The sequence below is a fragment of the Immundisolibacter sp. genome (assembly GCF_041601295.1).
In the GTDB taxonomy this organism is placed as follows: domain Bacteria; phylum Pseudomonadota; class Gammaproteobacteria; order Immundisolibacterales; family Immundisolibacteraceae; genus Immundisolibacter.
In genome coordinates, this window is sequence record NZ_JBFIII010000031.1 from 1 (window position 1) to 15,631 (window position 15,631).

12 protein-coding genes are annotated in these 15,631 nt (G+C 66.9%); 2 read left to right on the forward strand and 10 right to left on the reverse strand.

Annotated features, from left to right (window positions below):
* Positions 1–263 precede the first annotated feature (263 nt).
* From ABZF37_RS05865 to ABZF37_RS05895, 7 genes are all read right to left on the reverse strand, one after another.
* Positions 264–1,037: an SDR family NAD(P)-dependent oxidoreductase gene (locus tag ABZF37_RS05865; protein ID WP_372717769.1), complete on the reverse strand. Its 774-nt coding sequence runs from the start codon at positions 1,035–1,037 to the stop codon at positions 264–266.
* Positions 1,038–1,125: 88 nt separating this feature from the next.
* Positions 1,126–2,343 carry a dicarboxylate/amino acid:cation symporter gene (locus ABZF37_RS05870; RefSeq protein ID WP_372717771.1) on the reverse strand — a complete coding sequence of 406 codons (1,218 nt, stop codon included), beginning with the start codon at positions 2,341–2,343 and terminating at the stop codon, positions 1,126–1,128.
* An 86-nt stretch (positions 2,344–2,429) separates the two neighbouring features.
* A complete protein-coding gene (locus ABZF37_RS05875) occupies positions 2,430–3,551 on the reverse strand; it encodes a dihydrolipoamide acetyltransferase family protein (RefSeq protein ID WP_372717773.1) in 1,122 nt (373 codons plus the stop codon).
* A gap of 5 nt (positions 3,552–3,556) precedes the next feature.
* Positions 3,557–4,528: an alpha-ketoacid dehydrogenase subunit beta gene (locus tag ABZF37_RS05880; protein ID WP_372717776.1), complete on the reverse strand. Its 972-nt coding sequence runs from the start codon at positions 4,526–4,528 to the stop codon at positions 3,557–3,559.
* Complete coding sequence (locus ABZF37_RS05885) at positions 4,521–5,519, reverse strand: thiamine pyrophosphate-dependent dehydrogenase E1 component subunit alpha (RefSeq protein ID WP_372717778.1); 999 nt, start codon at positions 5,517–5,519, stop codon at positions 4,521–4,523. Before ABZF37_RS05885 ends, ABZF37_RS05880 begins: the two co-directional genes overlap by 8 nt.
* A 149-nt stretch (positions 5,520–5,668) precedes the next feature.
* Positions 5,669–6,418 carry an SDR family NAD(P)-dependent oxidoreductase gene (locus ABZF37_RS05890; protein WP_372717780.1) on the reverse strand — a complete coding sequence of 250 codons (750 nt, stop codon included), beginning with the start codon at positions 6,416–6,418 and terminating at the stop codon, positions 5,669–5,671.
* A gap of 155 nt (positions 6,419–6,573) precedes the next feature.
* On the reverse strand, positions 6,574–8,112 hold the full coding sequence (locus tag ABZF37_RS05895; RefSeq protein WP_372717782.1) for a 2-isopropylmalate synthase: 1,539 nt from the start codon (positions 8,110–8,112) through the stop codon (positions 6,574–6,576).
* Between the two features lie 332 nt (positions 8,113–8,444).
* Here ABZF37_RS05895 and ABZF37_RS05900 point away from each other — a divergent pair, with 332 nt between their 5' ends.
* Entirely contained in the window at positions 8,445–9,782 is a 1,338-nt protein-coding gene (locus ABZF37_RS05900) for a TRZ/ATZ family hydrolase (protein ID WP_372717784.1), read from the forward strand.
* 47 nt (positions 9,783–9,829) lie between these two features.
* Positions 9,830–10,693 (forward strand): beta-N-acetylhexosaminidase, encoded by an 864-nt coding sequence (gene nagZ / locus ABZF37_RS05905; RefSeq protein WP_372717786.1) that lies wholly within the window; start codon positions 9,830–9,832, stop codon positions 10,691–10,693.
* 425 nt (positions 10,694–11,118) lie between these two features.
* On the opposite strand, the gene ABZF37_RS05910 is transcribed toward nagZ, so the two are convergent.
* From ABZF37_RS05910 to ABZF37_RS05920, 3 genes are read right to left on the reverse strand one after another with little or no spacing between them, the layout of a single operon-like run.
* Positions 11,119–12,468, reverse strand: coding sequence for an efflux transporter outer membrane subunit (locus ABZF37_RS05910; protein ID WP_372717788.1), 1,350 nt, complete (start codon positions 12,466–12,468; stop codon positions 11,119–11,121).
* Positions 12,469–12,472: 4 nt separating this feature from the next.
* Positions 12,473–14,407: a MacB family efflux pump subunit gene (locus ABZF37_RS05915; protein ID WP_372717790.1), complete on the reverse strand. Its 1,935-nt coding sequence runs from the start codon at positions 14,405–14,407 to the stop codon at positions 12,473–12,475.
* A gap of 2 nt (positions 14,408–14,409) precedes the next feature.
* Complete coding sequence (locus ABZF37_RS05920) at positions 14,410–15,561, reverse strand: efflux RND transporter periplasmic adaptor subunit (protein ID WP_372717792.1); 1,152 nt, start codon at positions 15,559–15,561, stop codon at positions 14,410–14,412.
* Between the last annotated feature and the right edge of the window lie 70 nt (positions 15,562–15,631).

A 15,631-nucleotide genomic window follows, 5' to 3' on the forward strand; every position in this document is an offset into this window, starting at 1 on the left:
GACAGTTTTTTTTCGGTTGCTTGTAAACATGCCTTGCGTGTCGAGAGCTGGGGCCGAATCTGAATGTGCTGAGTGGCGATGAGGTGCCAGCATGTAGGTGACTAGCGCCTTCAGCCCATGGATGATGGTGAGGTGCTGGTCGACCTCCTGAAGCGGGCCGTGATCTACGTGGACGTGGCCTTTTCTTGACGCGTGTTCTAGTTGGAGCGCACTGACCCACCGGCCGTCATCGCGGCAAGAAAAGGTCCGCCAGCCGCCAACACTCAGTCCAGCTTGGGCCGGTTGCTGGCCAGATGCCGCCCGCCGTCGAGCGGCAGCACGACGCCGGTAATCCAGCGGCTTTGGGCGGATGCGAAAAACAGCACCGCGTCGGCGACGTCGTCTGGCTTGCCGTTGCGCCCCAGGGGGTGCACCTGGGCAAAGGTGTTCAGGAATTGCGCCTGTTTGTCCGGCGGCACGGCGCCCTGCAATAGCTCGGTTTCTTCCACCACGCCGGGGCAGATCACGTTCACGCGGATGCCGTGGCCGGCTTCTTCCATCGCCAGTACTTGCGAGATGTGGCGCAGGGCGCGTTTGGCGGCGCCATAGGCACCGGCGCCGGGGAAGGCGTTCTCGCCGGCGATGGAGGCGATGTTGACGATGCTGCCACCGCCGGCCGCGCGCATGGCCGGTAGCACCGCGGCCATCAGGCGCCGTGGACCCCAGCAGTTGACGTCCATCATGTCCTGCCAGTGCGCTTCGTCGGCGTTCTCGATCGGTGCGAAACGCATGGCTCCGGCGTTGTTGACCAGGATGTCGATCTTGCCGCCGCCGAAGTCGCTGGCGGCATCGGCCAGCGCCTGCACCTCGGCGGGCCGGGTAACGTCGGTGGCTACCACCAGGGTGCGGTCGCCCAGCAGGTGGGCGGTTTCTTGCAGCTTGTCGCGGCGTCGGCCGGCGAGTACCACGTGGGCGCCCTCGGCGTGCAGGCGGGCGGCAATGGCGCGGCCAATGCCGCTACCGGCGCCGGTGACGATGGCAATTTTTTTGTCGAGCATGGGGTAACTCCTCAATGGCTGGTGGGGATTATTAAGCGCGGAGCCGAGCGGTGGCGCCAGTCAGCCGAGCGCGGTGCCTGGAATACAACTACGCCGGTTTGCCCTGGCCCAGATCGATCCAGCGATTCAGGATCATGGAGCCGACCAGGTCCGAGTGGGTGTTCATGAACGAGCGCGCCCGGGCAATGATCCAGTCCACCGACAGCAGCAGGGCGAGCGCTTCCGTGGGTATGCCAAGACCGCCGAGCACCAGGGTCAGGGCCACGACGCCCGCTTCCGGCACCCCGGCCACGCCCATCGCGGCCACGATGCAATACACCGCGGCAAACGCCTGACTGGCCAGGCTCATCTCGATGCCGCTGGCCTGCACCAGGGCCAGCAGCGTAAATCCCTCGTACAGGATGATGCCGTCGTTGTTCAGATTGGTGCCGACGCAGGCGGCCAGCGTCGAAGCCCGCCTGGATACGCCCAGGTTGTCCAGAGCGCGCAGGGTGAGGGGCAGTGCCACCAGGCTGCTGTTGACGCTGAAGGCGTAGAACACCGGCTCCAGGGCGTACTGCCAGAACTTGCGCAGGCTGACCCGCACAAACAACACCAGCCAGCTGCTGTAGGTGAACAGCATGTGGATGGCCATGCCCAGCAGGCACAGGGCAACGTACTGACCCAGGCCTTTGAACGGATGCAAACCGTGCTCGGCCGTGACCTTGGCGCTGGCGGCAAAGACCGCGAACGGGATAAGTCTTACGATCCAGATCAACAGCGTTTCGCAGATATCCCGGGCGATGGATATCCACATCTCGCCCCGTTCCATCAGTTGCAGGGTGTCGGGGTTCTGTCTGGCGCGCACCCGCCGCCAGGCAAAACCGAAGGCCACGGCCATCACCACCAGCGGCATGATGCTGTTGTCCGCCAGGGGCTGCACGACGCTTTCCGGCAACTGCTTGGCGAGCATGTCGAATAGATCGATGTTCTGGGTTGCCGCCGCCACGTCGGTGGCCAGGAACCGCAGGTATTGACCCGGCTCGGTGACGTTGGCGATGAACAGCCCGATGGAAATCGCAATCGAGGCATTGATCAGCGTGATGACCAGCAGCTTAAAAAAATCGCTGCCGGCCACCCGGTAGCGCAGGATCGCTTCCAGCACCGCAAAGAACACCAACGGCGTGGCCGCCGCCTTGATCAGTTGCAGCACAAACTTGGCCAGGGGCGTAAACAGCAGGGCGGTTTCCGGAAAGCTCAGGCCCAGGGCCGCGCCCGCGATCAGGGCCAGAATGATCCAGCGGATGTTCTTGGTGATTGCTGTCATTGTTTTTCTGAGACCGGAAACGTCATGCGGACGGCTAGCTGGAAGTTTCGGCTTGCTTCATCCCTGGATATACGGACGGTTCGCCCTTAATCAGCGTCGCCAAAATTGTCGGGCCGCGCCATGAACTCGCCAAGCGCGCGTAGAAACAGCGCCGCCGGTACGCCATCGGTGACCCGATGATCAAAGCTCAGGCTGACCGTCATCAGCTGCCGCCATGCCAGCCCGCTGCCGCTGCGCACGGCCTGTTCGCGTACCCGCCCGAGGCCAAGAATGGCGATCTGCGGCGGGTTGACGATGGGGGTGAATACATCGATGCCGTAGCCGCCGAGGTTGCTCAGCGTGAAGGTGCCGCCGTCCACGTCCTGTGGACGCAGCGTGCCGGCGCGTGCCTGGGCGGCCAGGGTAGTTGCCAGCGCCGCCAGTTGCCAGAGGCTGTTTTGCCCGGCGTCGTGTATTACCGGCGTGACCAGGCCGTCGTTAAGCGCGACCGCGAATCCCAGGTGCACGGCGCCTGACAGGCGTACGCGGTCGCCCTCGACGGTGCCGTTGAGTTGGCGGTGTCGGGGCAGCACCCGACTGACTGCGAAGCCGACCAGATCGCCCCAGCCGACGCGCTCGGGCTGGATGGCGCGCCATGCCGCCAGTTCCGTCAGGTCAAGGTCGCGACTGAGGGTCAGCTGGGCACTGTCGCGCAGGCTGGACAGCAGGCGTTCGGCCAGGCGGCCGCGGCGCTTCGACAGTGAGTAGCTGTCGTCGCCCGGGTCATGGATAGCGCTGGCGATATCGGTCTCGACAATGCGCCCACCGGGACCGCTGCCCCGTACCTGTGTCAGGTCGATCCCGTGATCGGCGGCCAGCTTGCGCGCCCGTGGCGTGACCTGCGCGGTGCTGGCGGCGGCCCGGGCAGGGCGGGGCGCCGTGGATGGCACTGGCGTGGCGGTGGTCTGCGGCGCGGCGTCGACGCGCTCGCCCGGCTCGCCGATCAGGCACAGCGGCGTGCGTATTGGCACGGTGTCGCCTTCCGGGACCAGGGCCCGCAAAAAAATGCCGGCGCGGTCGGCCAGCAGTTCGCTGGCGACCTTGGACGATTCCACCTCGGCGATGGTCTCGCCGTCGCTGACCGGGTCGCCTGGCGCTTTCAGCCAGCGCGTGACCTGGCCATCCTGCATGCCCATGGACCACTGGGGCAGTAGTACCTCGTGTGCCAAGCGCTTTAGTCCTGAACCAGCGCCAGGGCCGCGTCGACAATCTGCGCCGTGTCCGGGTAGAAGCCTTTTTCGAGTGCCGGCGAGAACGGTATCTGCATGTCCGGTGCGGTCAGGCGCTTCAGGGGCGCGCGCAGCGACCAGAAGCCGTCCTCGGCGATGGTGGCGAGGATTTCTCCCGCCACCCCGCAGCTGCGGTGGCCCACGTCCACCACCAGCGCGCGGCCGGTCTTGGCGACCGAGGCCAGAATCGTGGCCCGACCCAGTGGCACCAATGTACGCGGGTCGATGACCTCGACCGAGATGCCCTGTTTCGCCAGCGTGTCGGCGGCAGCCAGCGCTTCGCGTACCCGCGAGCCGATGGCGACGATGGTCAGGTCGCTGCCCTCGCGGCGAACGGCCGCCTGACCGAACGGGATCAGGTAATCGTCCTCGGGCACTTCGCCGCGGCTGCCCCACAGGGCGCCGTCCTCGAACATGAGCACCGGGTCGTCGTCGCGGATGGCGCTCTTGAGCAGACCCTTGGCGTCGTGTGGCGTGCTCGGCACGGCGATCTTCAGGCCCGGCACCTGCATGAACATGGCGTAGTTGCGGTCCGAGTGCTGGGCCGCCAGGCCGCCGTTGTAGAACAGCGCGGCGCGAAACACCGCCGGCACGTGCGCTTGCCCGCCGTACATATAGGCGGTCTTGGCGGCGATGCTGACCAGCTGGTCCATGGCCAGGTACATGAACGAGGCGATGGTGAAATCGACGATCGGCCGCATGCCGACCAGCGCGGCGCCGATGGCCACGCCAGTGAAGCCCGACTCGCTGATCGGTGTGTCGCGCACCCGGTCCAGGCCAAAGCGCTCGGCCAGACCCCCGGTGCTGCCGTAAACGTTGAAGGACACGTCCTCGCCCAGGATGAACACGCGCTCATCGCGCGCCATTTCCTGTTCCTGCGCCTCGCGGATGGCCTCCAGAAACGTTAGCTCACGCATGGTCGAAACCCGCGATTGGCGTGCGGTACAGGCCACGGTGGGCCTCGGCCGGGTCCGGCCAGGGGCTTTGTTCGGCAAATTCGAGCGCGCTGGCCACCTCAGCGCTGATGGCCTGTTCGATGTCAGCCAACAGGGCCGCGTCGGCGATGCCGGCCTCCGCCAAATGTCCGGCGAACAGCGGCAGCGGATCGCGCGCCTGCCAGGCGGCCAGCTCGGCCGGGTCGCGGTAGGTGATGTTGTTGTAGAGCGGGCCTTCGGAGTGGTGCGGGTAGCGGTAGGTCTTGGCTTCGATCAGGGTCGGGCCGGCGCCGTCCCGCGCCCGCTGCGCCGCGTTTTGCACGGCCGCGTACACCACCCGCGCGTCCTGACCGTCGACAATTTCGCCGGGGATGCCGTAGGCCACCGCCCGGGTGGCTACGTCCGGTACCCGGCTGACACGGCTGAAGGCCGTGGTCACGCCGTAGCTGTTGTTCTCGCACAGGAACACCACCGGCACCTGCCAGGCGCTGGCCATGTTGAGGGCTTCGTGGAAATAGCCCTCGTTCGACGCGCCGTCGCCGAAAAAACACAAACATACGCGGCCGTTGCCCTGCATCCTGGCACCCAGCGCGGCGCCGACCGCGACCGGCAAGCCGCTGCCGACGATGCTGCTCTCGCCCAGACTGCCGACCGAAAAATCGGCCAGGTGCATCGACCCACCCTTGCCACCGTTGACGCCGGTGGCCTTGCCCAGAATCTCCGCCAGCAACGGGCCCATGGCCGCCCCCTTGCCGATGGGGTGGCCGTGTGAGCGGTGGTTGCCGACCATGTAATCGTCGCCGGCCAGGGCCATGCAGGCGCCGACCACTTCGGCCTCCTGGCCGATCGACAGGTGCACCGAACCGGGAATGCGGCCGCGATCAAACAGTGTCTTGACGGTCTCGTCGAAGCGTCGGATGCGCAGCATGCGCCGGTACATTTCGAGCTGTGTGGCGGGATCGGGCGTGGACATGGCGGTCATGCCTTCCGGGTGAGGTGCGAGTTATCAATTCGGCCCAGGAATTTCGTCGCTCCCGCAACAGCGGGAGCCTAGCAAAACGCCTGGATTCCCGCGTTCGCGGGAATGACGACACCAGGGAATTGAGGGGCTGCCTTGATAACTCAATGCACGCCCATGCCGCCGTCGCAGTTGATGGTCTGGGCGGTGATGAAATCACTCGCGGACGAGCACAGAAACACCACGGTGCCGACCAGGTCGTCCGGTTGCTCGCGCCGCTTCAGGCACTGCGCGGCCAGGATGCCGGTCCACATGTCGCCGGCGATCGGTGCTTCGGCCACGCCTGGGGTTTCCGTCAGTCCCGGCGCGATCACGTTGACCTGGATGTCGAACTCGCCAAGCTCGCGAGCCAGCGAGCGGGTCATGCCGATGGCCGCCGCCTTGGTGGCGACGTAAGCGCTGAGCATGGGCGGCGGGGTGTGAAAGGTGGCCGAGCTGATGTTGATGATCTTGCCGCGGCGGCGGGCCTTCATGTCCGGCACCACGGCGCGGATGCAGTGAAATGCGCCGAATACGTTGATCCTGAAGATGCGTTCCAGGAAGGCCGCATCGGTCTGCTCGACCGGACCGAACGGGTAAATGCCGGCGTTGTTGATGAGCCCGTCGATGGGGCCCAGCTGCGACTTGATGTCGGCCGCGCAGCGCGCGACCGCCGTCTCGTCAGTCACGTCGCAGATGAAACCGGCCGCCTTGCCACCGGCGCCGCGTATGGCCGCGACGGCGTCTTCGACACCCGCAATGTCGCTCACGGCGACCGCCGCGCCTTCCCGCGCCAGTCCCTCGGCATAGGCCCGGCCCAGGCCGCGCCCGGCGCCGGTGACCCAGATCACCCGTCCGTCCAGTTGCTTACTCATGGTTGCACCTGCGGGTTGGGATTGGTTGTCATCGCTCTCCTCCATGCATGAACGGTCGTGAGTGATTCAGGCGCGGGAAATCTCGCATTGATAGGGCGGCAGGTAAAGCGCGGGTCGGGCACTTGCACGTCCAACCCGCGGTTGACTGCCGCCGATCAGACCCCGGCCGCGGCGTGTGCGCGCGCCGCCAGCACCAGGTTCAGGCAGTTGACGTAGGCCTTGGCCGACGCGATTACGATGTCCGTGTGGGAGCCCGAGCCGTTGACTGCCATGCCGTCGCGCGCCAGGCGCACGCTGACTTCGCCCTGGGCGTCGGTGCCGGAGGTAATGCTTTGCACCGAGTACAGCTGCAGTTCGGCGCCGGAGTGGACGATGGCCTCGATGGCCTTGAACGTCGCATCCACCGAGCCGTCACCCTCCTCGGTGGCGGAGTGTTCCTTGCCGTCCATCACCAGGGTGACGCTGGCCTGCGGCGTCTCGCCAATCTCCGCGTAGACCTTCATGCCTACCAGCTTGATGCGCTCGTTGGCCTGGCTCAGGTCCATGTCGGTGACCAGCGCCATCAGATCTTCGTCAAAGATATCGCGCTTCTTGTCGGCCAGTTCCTTGAAGCGTCGGAAGGCTTCCGCCGTCGCCTCCTGGCTGGCGAACTCGAAGCCGAGGGAGGCCATGCGCACCTTGAAGGCATTGCGCCCGGACAGCTTGCCCAGGGTGAGCCGGTTGTTCTGCCAGCCGACGTCCTGGGCGAGCATGATCTCGTAAGTTTCGCGGCTCTTGAGCACGCCGTCCTGGTGGATGCCCGACTCGTGCGCAAAGGCGTTCAGGCCGACGATGGCCTTGTTCGGCTGCACATGAAAGCCGGTGATGGCCGCCACCAGCTTGGAGCAGGCCAGCAGGTGACGGGTGTCGATGCCGACCTCGCAGGGGAACAAGTCCTGGCGCGTGCGCACGGCCATGACGACTTCCTCCAGCGCGGCATTGCCGGCGCGCTCGCCCAGGCCGTTTATGGCGCACTCCACCTGCCGCGCGCCGGCCATGACCGCGGCCAGCGAGTTGGCCACCGCCAGGCCGAGGTCGTTATGGCAGTGGGCGGAGAACACCGCCTTGTCGGAGTTGGGGATGTTCTCGATCAGGAAGCGGAACTTCTCGCCAAACTGCTGCGGCAGGTTGTAGCCCACCGTGTCCGGTACGTTGATGGTGTTGGCACCGGCGTCAATCGCCGCCTCGAAGATGCGACACAGGAAGTCCATGTCCGAGCGCCCGGCATCCTCGGCCGAGAACTCGACATCGTCGGTGTAGTTTCGCGCCCGCTTGACTGCCCGCACCGCGGCCTCGACCACCTGGTCGGGTGACATGCGCAGCTTCTTTTCCATGTGCAGCGCCGAGGTGGCGATGAAGGTATGAATGCGCGGCGCCACCGCCGGCTTGAGCGCCTCACCGGCGCGATCGATGTCGGCGTCGCCGGTACGCGCCAGGGCGCATACACGCGAGTCCTTGATAAGTTCCGCCACCGCCTTGACGGCGGCAAAGTCGCCCGGGCTTGAAGCCGGGAAGCCGGCCTCGATCACGTCCACTTTCAGGCGCTCAAGCGCCCTTGCGATACGCAGCTTGTCGTCGCGGCTCATGGCGGCGCCGGGGCTTTGCTCGCCGTCGCGCATGGTGGTATCGAAAATGATGAGTTTGTCTTTGCTCACAGCCGGTCTCCGAAATACTCAGTCAGCCCACGCCGATGCCTTGGCGCCGGTGCTGGGGGGGATTCTGGTCAGGTCGCGTTGTGGGTGCCCTCGCCAGGGCGTGCTTACGTGTGCTGCCTTACGGCAGCAGTCGCAGCGGAAGCAGACAGGCGGCTAGCCACCCAGGACGGATGTTGGACGCGCACAGCCGCATGCCGCGCGGGGCGCGGGCTGAGCGGACACAAGCTGGCTGGCGGTGGAAAGACATGGCATTTGCATTTATGAGACTGGTCGGCACTATAGCATCGCCATTTTTGGCTGCAAACCCGCACCCATACAGCAGGATAATGCCGATGACCGACGGCGCAGATTTCGTGGTCCACGCTCGTTGGGTGATCCCGGTAGAGCCTGCATCGGTGGTGTGGCAGCACCACAGTGTGGCGGTCAGCGGTGGTCGTATCGCTGCCATCCTGCCGACCGAAGAGGCCCGCCAGCGGTATGCCGACTGGGTGCAGGTGGACCTGCCGCGGCATGCGCTGATACCCGGTCTGGTGAATGCACACACCCACGCTGCCATGACGCTGCTGCGGGGCCTGGCCGACGATCTACCGCTGATGCCCTGGTTGCAGCAGCACATTTGGCCGGCCGAGCAGCGCTTTGTCGGGCCGCAGTTCGTGCGCGATGGCAGCGCGCTGGCGGTGGCGGAGATGATCCAGGCCGGTGTGACGTGTTTTTCCGACATGTATTTCTTTGGCGAGGAAACCGCCCAGGTAGCGGCTGCCGCGGGCCTGCGTGCGGTGATTGGCCTGATCGTGTTCGACTTTGCCAGTGCTTACGGTACCGACGCCGACGACTACCTGCGCAAGGGGCTGGCCGTGCACGATGCCTGGCGCGAGCACCCACTGATCCGCACCGCCTTTGCGCCGCACGCGCCCTATACCGTGGGCGATGCCGCGCTGGCCAGGCTGGCGACGCTGGCCGAGGAACTTGACCTGCCGTTGCACATGCACCTGCATGAAACCGCGCACGAAGTCGCGGAAGGCGAAGCCCAGCACGGCATGCGTCCACTGGAGCGGGTGGCGCAACTGGGCCTGCTGTCGCCGCGCCTGATTGCCGTGCACGCGACCCAGCTGTTGCCGGGTGAGATTGAGGCCCTGGCCCGGCACGGTGCCAGCGTGGTGCACTGTGCCGAGTCCAACATGAAACTGGCGTCCGGTGTGTGCCCGGTGAGCGCTCTGCTGGCCGCCGGGGTCAACGTGGCCATCGGTACCGACGGCGCCGCCAGCAACAATGATCTGGACCTGCTGGGCGAGCTGAAGACCGCCGGCCTGCTGGCCAAGCTCACCAGCCAGGACGCCGCCGCCGTGCCGGCGGCAACGCTGTTGCACATGGGTACCCTGGGCGGTGCCCGGGCGCTGGGCCTGGACCACGAAATTGGCTCGCTGCTGGCGGGCAAGGCGGCCGACATGGTGGCGCTCGACCTGTCCGCCGCGCACTGCCAGCCGGTACATGATCCGATTTCGCAGATCATTTACGCCGCCGGGCGTGACGCGGTGAGCGATGTGTGGGTGGCGGGCCGCCGACTGCTGCATGAGCGCCGCCCGATAACGCTCGACGCGGATGCCATCGTGGCGCGGGCGGCCGAGTGGGGCGAGCGTATCGGTGTCGCCGATCGCCAGAATGCTGGCTAGAACTTAACTGATCCATCCCCACCACAGCCAACTATTGAGGACACAACATGCCCCGACGATTGCCGCCCGGGCCGCTGGTGGTCGGTATCAGCGGCCCGCAGCTCACGGCGGAGGAAGAACAGTTACTGCTACGGCCCTTGATCGGCGGCGTGATTCTGTTCGAGCGCAATTTTGTCGACGCGGACCAAACGCGCGCCTTGTGCGCGCACGTCCATGCCCTGCGCGAGCCACGGCTGTTGATTGCAGTGGACCCGGACGGCGGGCGGGTGCAGCGCCTGCGGGCCGGTTTCACGCCACTGCCGGCGGCGAGCGTCTACGGTCGGACCCATGACCTGGACCCTGGCCGGGGGCTGGCGCTGGCGCGTGCCGGTGGACTGGTGATGGCGGCCGAAGTGCTGGCCGTGGGTATCGACCACAGCTTTGCGCCGGTGCTGGACCTCGACTACGGCGTCAGCGACATCATCGGTTCGCGGGCTTTCCATGCCCAGGCGCGGGTCGCCGCAGCGCTGGCCGCCGCCTTTGCCTCCGGCATGGTCGATGCGGGCATGGCTGCCTGTGGCAAGCATTTTCCTGGCCACGGCGCGGTGGCGGCCGACACTCATATTGCGCATGTGGTGGATAACCGTGAACTGGCCGAACTGCAAAACGACCTGTTGCCGTATCGGCAGCTGATCGACGCGGGTCTTGCCGCGGTGATGATGGCGCACGTGGTGTTCCCGGCGCTGGATGGGGAGCCGGCCGGTTTCTCGCGTCGCTGGGTGGGGGAGGTGCTGCGCGGGCAGCTCGGTTTTGACGGCGCTGTGTTCAGCGATGACCTGGGCATGGCCGGCGCCGCGGCAGTCGGTGATGTGCCGACCCGCGCCCGGCGGGCGCTGGTGGCAGGTTGCGATTACGTGCTCATCTGCAACTAGCCCGACGCCACCCGCGCCACGCTGGCAGCCCTGGCGCCAGCGACCGTTCCAGGGCGCCGGCACCTGGCATTGCTGGCGCGCCCGTCAGGCGGGCAGGGCGGGCGGCAGCTTGCCGCGGCACGGGACATGCTCACCACCCACCAGGCCTGAGCGTCGCCGGTAGCGGACGCGGTGCAGGGACGCACCGGCACGCCGGCTGTCCCGGACATTGGCTGGCAGTCGGTCGGACTTGGGGCTGATCGAATACGATCGCCCAAGTCCGACAGGCTGCTAGGGAACCGCTAATTTATTCAGCGGCTCCCGCAGCGCAGGGGCGCGCTGCCAAAATCTGTGGCTGTAAGTCACTGATTTTGTGAGTCATTGGAAAACCACGCTTTTCCGATGACGGGCGCTGACAATCCAGGACGGATTTATTCAGCGCTTCCCTAGAGCGCGGTATTCCCGCCCAGCGCCCGGTAAAGGGATACCGCCGCGGTGAAGCGTTCCAGCCGGGCGCCGACGGCGGCATCGTCGGCCTGGATCTGGCTGCGCAGGGCGTCCAGCAGCACCTGGTAGTCCGCAGCTCCGGCTTCGAAGCGGGCGCGAGCACCCGCGTACGCGTCACGGGCGGCGGCGGCCGCCCGGTCCAGTGCCTGGCTGCGCGCCTCGCTCTGGCGCTGGGCGTCGAGCGCATCGCTCACTTCCCGGTAACTGGTGAGCACGGCCTGGCGATACTGGGCGACCAGCTCGGCTTGACGCGCCTCGTTACGCGCGACTTCGCCGCGCAGGGCGCCACCACGAAACAGCGGCGCCAGTGCGCTGCCGGTCAGGGTGGTCAGGGTGGCCGCCGGGCTGCGAGTCCAGGACCGGTCCCAGCTTATTTGCAGGCTTGGGTACAGCGCCGATCGGGCCGCCCCGAGGTCCGCGCCCGCGGCCTGAAGCTGCGCCTCCGCCCGGCGCAGATCGGGCCGGCGGGTCAGCAGGGTCGCCGGTACGGTTGGCGTCACTGCCGGCAGTACCAGCGCTTCCCAGGCTACTGCGGGGGCAGTAAATTCCGGGCTGGCGGCGCCGCTTAGCAGGGCGAGCTGATTACGGAAGCCGGCTTCGCTCTGCGCCAGGGTGGCCACGCTGGCTTCGGTGGTGGCGACCACGGTGCGCTGTTGGTCGCGTTCCAGGGTAGATACGCGGCCGGCATCCAGGCGCGCGTCCAGCACCGCCAGTACGCCCTGGGCATTGGCCAGGTTCGCCCGCGCCAGTGCCAGTCGCTTGCCGGTCGCGGACAGATTCAGAGCCGCCTGGGTTACCTCGGCGACGGTGAGCAGGCGCAGTGCCTCGTGGTCGAAGCGGCTCTCCGCCAGTCGCTCGCGCGCGGCCTGGCGGGTCGCGGCCACCCGTCCGAACAAGTCCAGTTCATAGGCGACCGAGATCTGGCCGGTATGGCGGATGCCACCCGCGGCGGCCGAGGCAGAATTGCCGCTGCGGGTCGTGTCGGTAGTGGTCAGCGCGGCGTCTACCTGCGGCCAGGTGGCGGCACCGGCGACCACCGCGGCGGCGCGCGCCTGGGCAATGCGCTGTATCGCGGCCGCCAGATCCTGGTTGGCGGCGAGGGCGTTTTCCACCAACCCGTCGAGCGGCGGGCTGGCGAAGCTTTGCCACCAGCGGTCAGGTAGCGTTTGGGCGTGGAGCCCGGCCTGTGGCCAGGATGCCGGTTCCGGCACTTGCGGGCGCTGGTAGGCCGGTGTCAGGTTGCAGCCGGTAATGGCCAGCACCAGGACAGACACGATGGTTCCGCGCATGGCGCTATTCCGCTGCCAGCGCGATTACCGGGTCCAGCCGGGCGGCTTTGCGCGCCGGCAGGTAGCCAAACAAAAGCCCCGTCCCGACCGCGCTCAGAAACGCCATGACCCCTGGCGCCAGGGTAAACACCACGTCGATGCCCGCCAGTGACAGGCCAAAGCCGATCAGGTACCCGAGCAACAGGCCAATGATCCCGCCCACCGTGCACACGACCGCGGCCTCGACGTTGAATTGCAGCAGGATGTCGCGCATGCGGGCACCGGTGGCGATGCGGATACCGATTTCGCGCGTGCGCTCGGTCACGCTGACCAGCATGATGTTCATCACGCCGATGCCGCCCACCAGCAAGGAGATCGCGGCCACCGAGCCCAGCAGTATGGTCAGCGTGGTCTGCGCGGTGCCGACCATGTCCAGCAGCGAGGCCATGTTGCGGATGCCGAAGTCTTCGGTGCGGTGCCGCGCCAGCAGCAGTTGGCGAATGGATTCCTGCGCCGGGTCGACCTGGTCGATATCGGCCACCTTGACGGTGATGGCGTTGACGTAGGTGCCGCCGAACAACCGCACCTGCCCGGTGCTCAGTGGTATGAACACCACGTCGTCCTGATCGCCGCCCCAGGTCGAGTTGCCTTTCTCGCCCATGACGCCGATGACCTCGAACGGGACGTTTCGGACCAGCACGAAATGGCCGATCGGATCCTCGCCGCCGGGAAACAGCAGCCGTGCCACCGTCTGGCCCAGCAGCGCTACCGGGGCATAGCTACGGGCGTCGCTGTCGGTAAAGAAACTGCCGTTAACCACCGGCCAGTCGCGCAGCGCCGGCAGGTCCGCGCCCACGCCCTGCACGGTGGTGGCGTAGTCCATGGCTCCGACCCGTACCGTCAACCGCGCGCTGCGCTCGGGCACCACCAGGGCCACGCCGGGGAGCGCGGCAATCTCCGCCGCGTCCTGTGGCGTCAGGGTGACCACATCGCCACCGCCGCGGATGCCCGGCGCGCCCGGCCGGACCACCAGCAGGTTGGTGCCCATGGTGGTGATCTGGTCAAGGACGCGCCGTTTGCTGCCTTCGCCCACGGCCAGCATGACCACCACCGATAGCACACCGATGATGATGCCCAGCAACGTGAGCACCGTGCGCAGGGCATTGGTGCGCAGCGCCCGCAGGGCCACCTTGGCGCCTTCCGCCAGTTCCGGCATCACGGTGTTGCCATCGATCGGGTGTCGTGCGGGCGGTTCGGCAGTGCTGGAGCGGTTCGGGGTCGGGGCGGCATCGATGCGGCCGTCGGCGATGTGAACAATACGCTGGGCGTGCGCGGCCACCTGCGGGTCGTGAGTGATCAGCACGATGGTGCGGCCCTGCGCATGCAGTTGGCCCAGTAGCCCCATCAATGCCTCGCTGCTGCGGCTGTCCAGCGCCCCGGTGGGTTCGTCAGCCAGCACCACTGGCGGATCGTTGATCAGTGCGCGGGCAATGGCGACGCGCTGCTGCTGTCCGCCGGACAGCTGGCTCGGCAGGTGGCCGGCGCGGTCGGTCATGCCCAACTGCTCCAGCAGCCGGGCCGCGTTCGCCAGCCGGGCCGGTCGCGGCAGTCCCGCGTACATGGCCGGCATGGCGACGTTCTCGGTGGCGCTTGATCCTGGCAGCAGGTTGTAGCGCTGGAACACGAAACCGAAGGTCTGGCGGCGCAGGCCGGCGAGCGCATCGGCCGACAGGTCACCCACCGGTCGGCCGAGGATGCGGTAGTCGCCCTCGCTCGGCCGATCCAGGCAGCCGATCACGTTCATGAGCGTGCTTTTGCCGGAGCCGGATGGACCCATGATGGCAACGAATTCGCCCGGCCAGATGGTCAGTGACACATCGTCGAGCGCGCGTACTTCGGTGTCGCCCGCGGTAAAGCGCCGGGTGATGCCGCGCAGCTCCAGCAGCGGCGTGTCAGCCATTATCAGATGCCCCAGCGCGGCCGGGTGGGCTTGGCCTTGGGAGGCGGTAACAGCACCTCGTCGCCGAGTGCCAGGCCGGCCCGGATTTCTGCCTGGGCCCGCGTCACCAGGCCCACGTGCACGACGATGATCGCAACCTGGTCGGTTTTGCGGCGGCGCACCTCATAGGCCTGGCCCTGCGCGGTGTCCTGTCCGGGCCGGCGTCGCCCCAGTGCGGTGGTGGGGATCACCAGTGCTTTCTCGGCGCGAGATACGTGGAAAAACATCTGCGTGCTCATGCCGTTCATGAGTTGGCCATCCCGGTTCTCCACGTCGGCCAGAACGTTGTAGAGCACCACATCGTTGATCAGTTCCGGCGATGGCAGTATCTGTCTGACGACGGCCTCCCAACGGCGTTCAATCGCGCCCAGCGTACTGAAGGAGACGCGCATGCCAGGCCGTATTCGCGGCACGTCGGCCTCGGCCACCTGGGCGCGCACGGTCATGGTGCCCAGATCCGCGATCTGCAGGATCACCGGCGCGATCTGGTTCGCGTTCAGGGTCTGCCCCTCGCGCGCGGTTTTGGTCACCACGGTGCCGCTCAACGGTGCATAGATGCGGGTGTAGCTGAGGTTGGCTTCGTCGCCCGCGAGGGTCGAGCGGGCTTCGTCAATTTGCGCCCGCAGGGAGGCTGCGCGAGCTTGCGCGACGCGCAGCGCGGACTCGCTTTCCTCCACGGCTTCCTGGCTTACGGCGCGTGCCTCGATCAGCTTCCGGTTGCGGGCCAGGACCTGGCCAGCATAGATGCTCTGCGCTTCCTGTTCGGCAAGCTGGGCCGCCAGGGACGCCAGTCGTGCCCGATCGGCCTCCACCCGGGCGGCGTAGATGCGCGGGTCGATTTCGGCGATGAGCTGGCCACGGCTGACGGCGTCGCCTATCTCCACATGCAGCCGGCTGAGTTGCCCGGATACCTGGGCGCCCACATCGACGAATTCCTTCGGTTCCAGTTTGCCCTGGGCGGTGATGATCTCCTCCAGGTCGCTGCGCTCGACCCGCGCAACCGGGGTGGCGGCATGATCGGCGATACCGGAAGCGCGGTAGCGATAGCCCACCACCGTGACGATGGCGACCACGGCCAGAACAGCCAGGAGTCCCCAGCGCGTGCGTTTGTTCAACGTAGATATCCGTCCTTGGGCCGACTGCGAGGGTTTGACCGCTGGCGGTCAGGATAGTGTGCTGAATGAC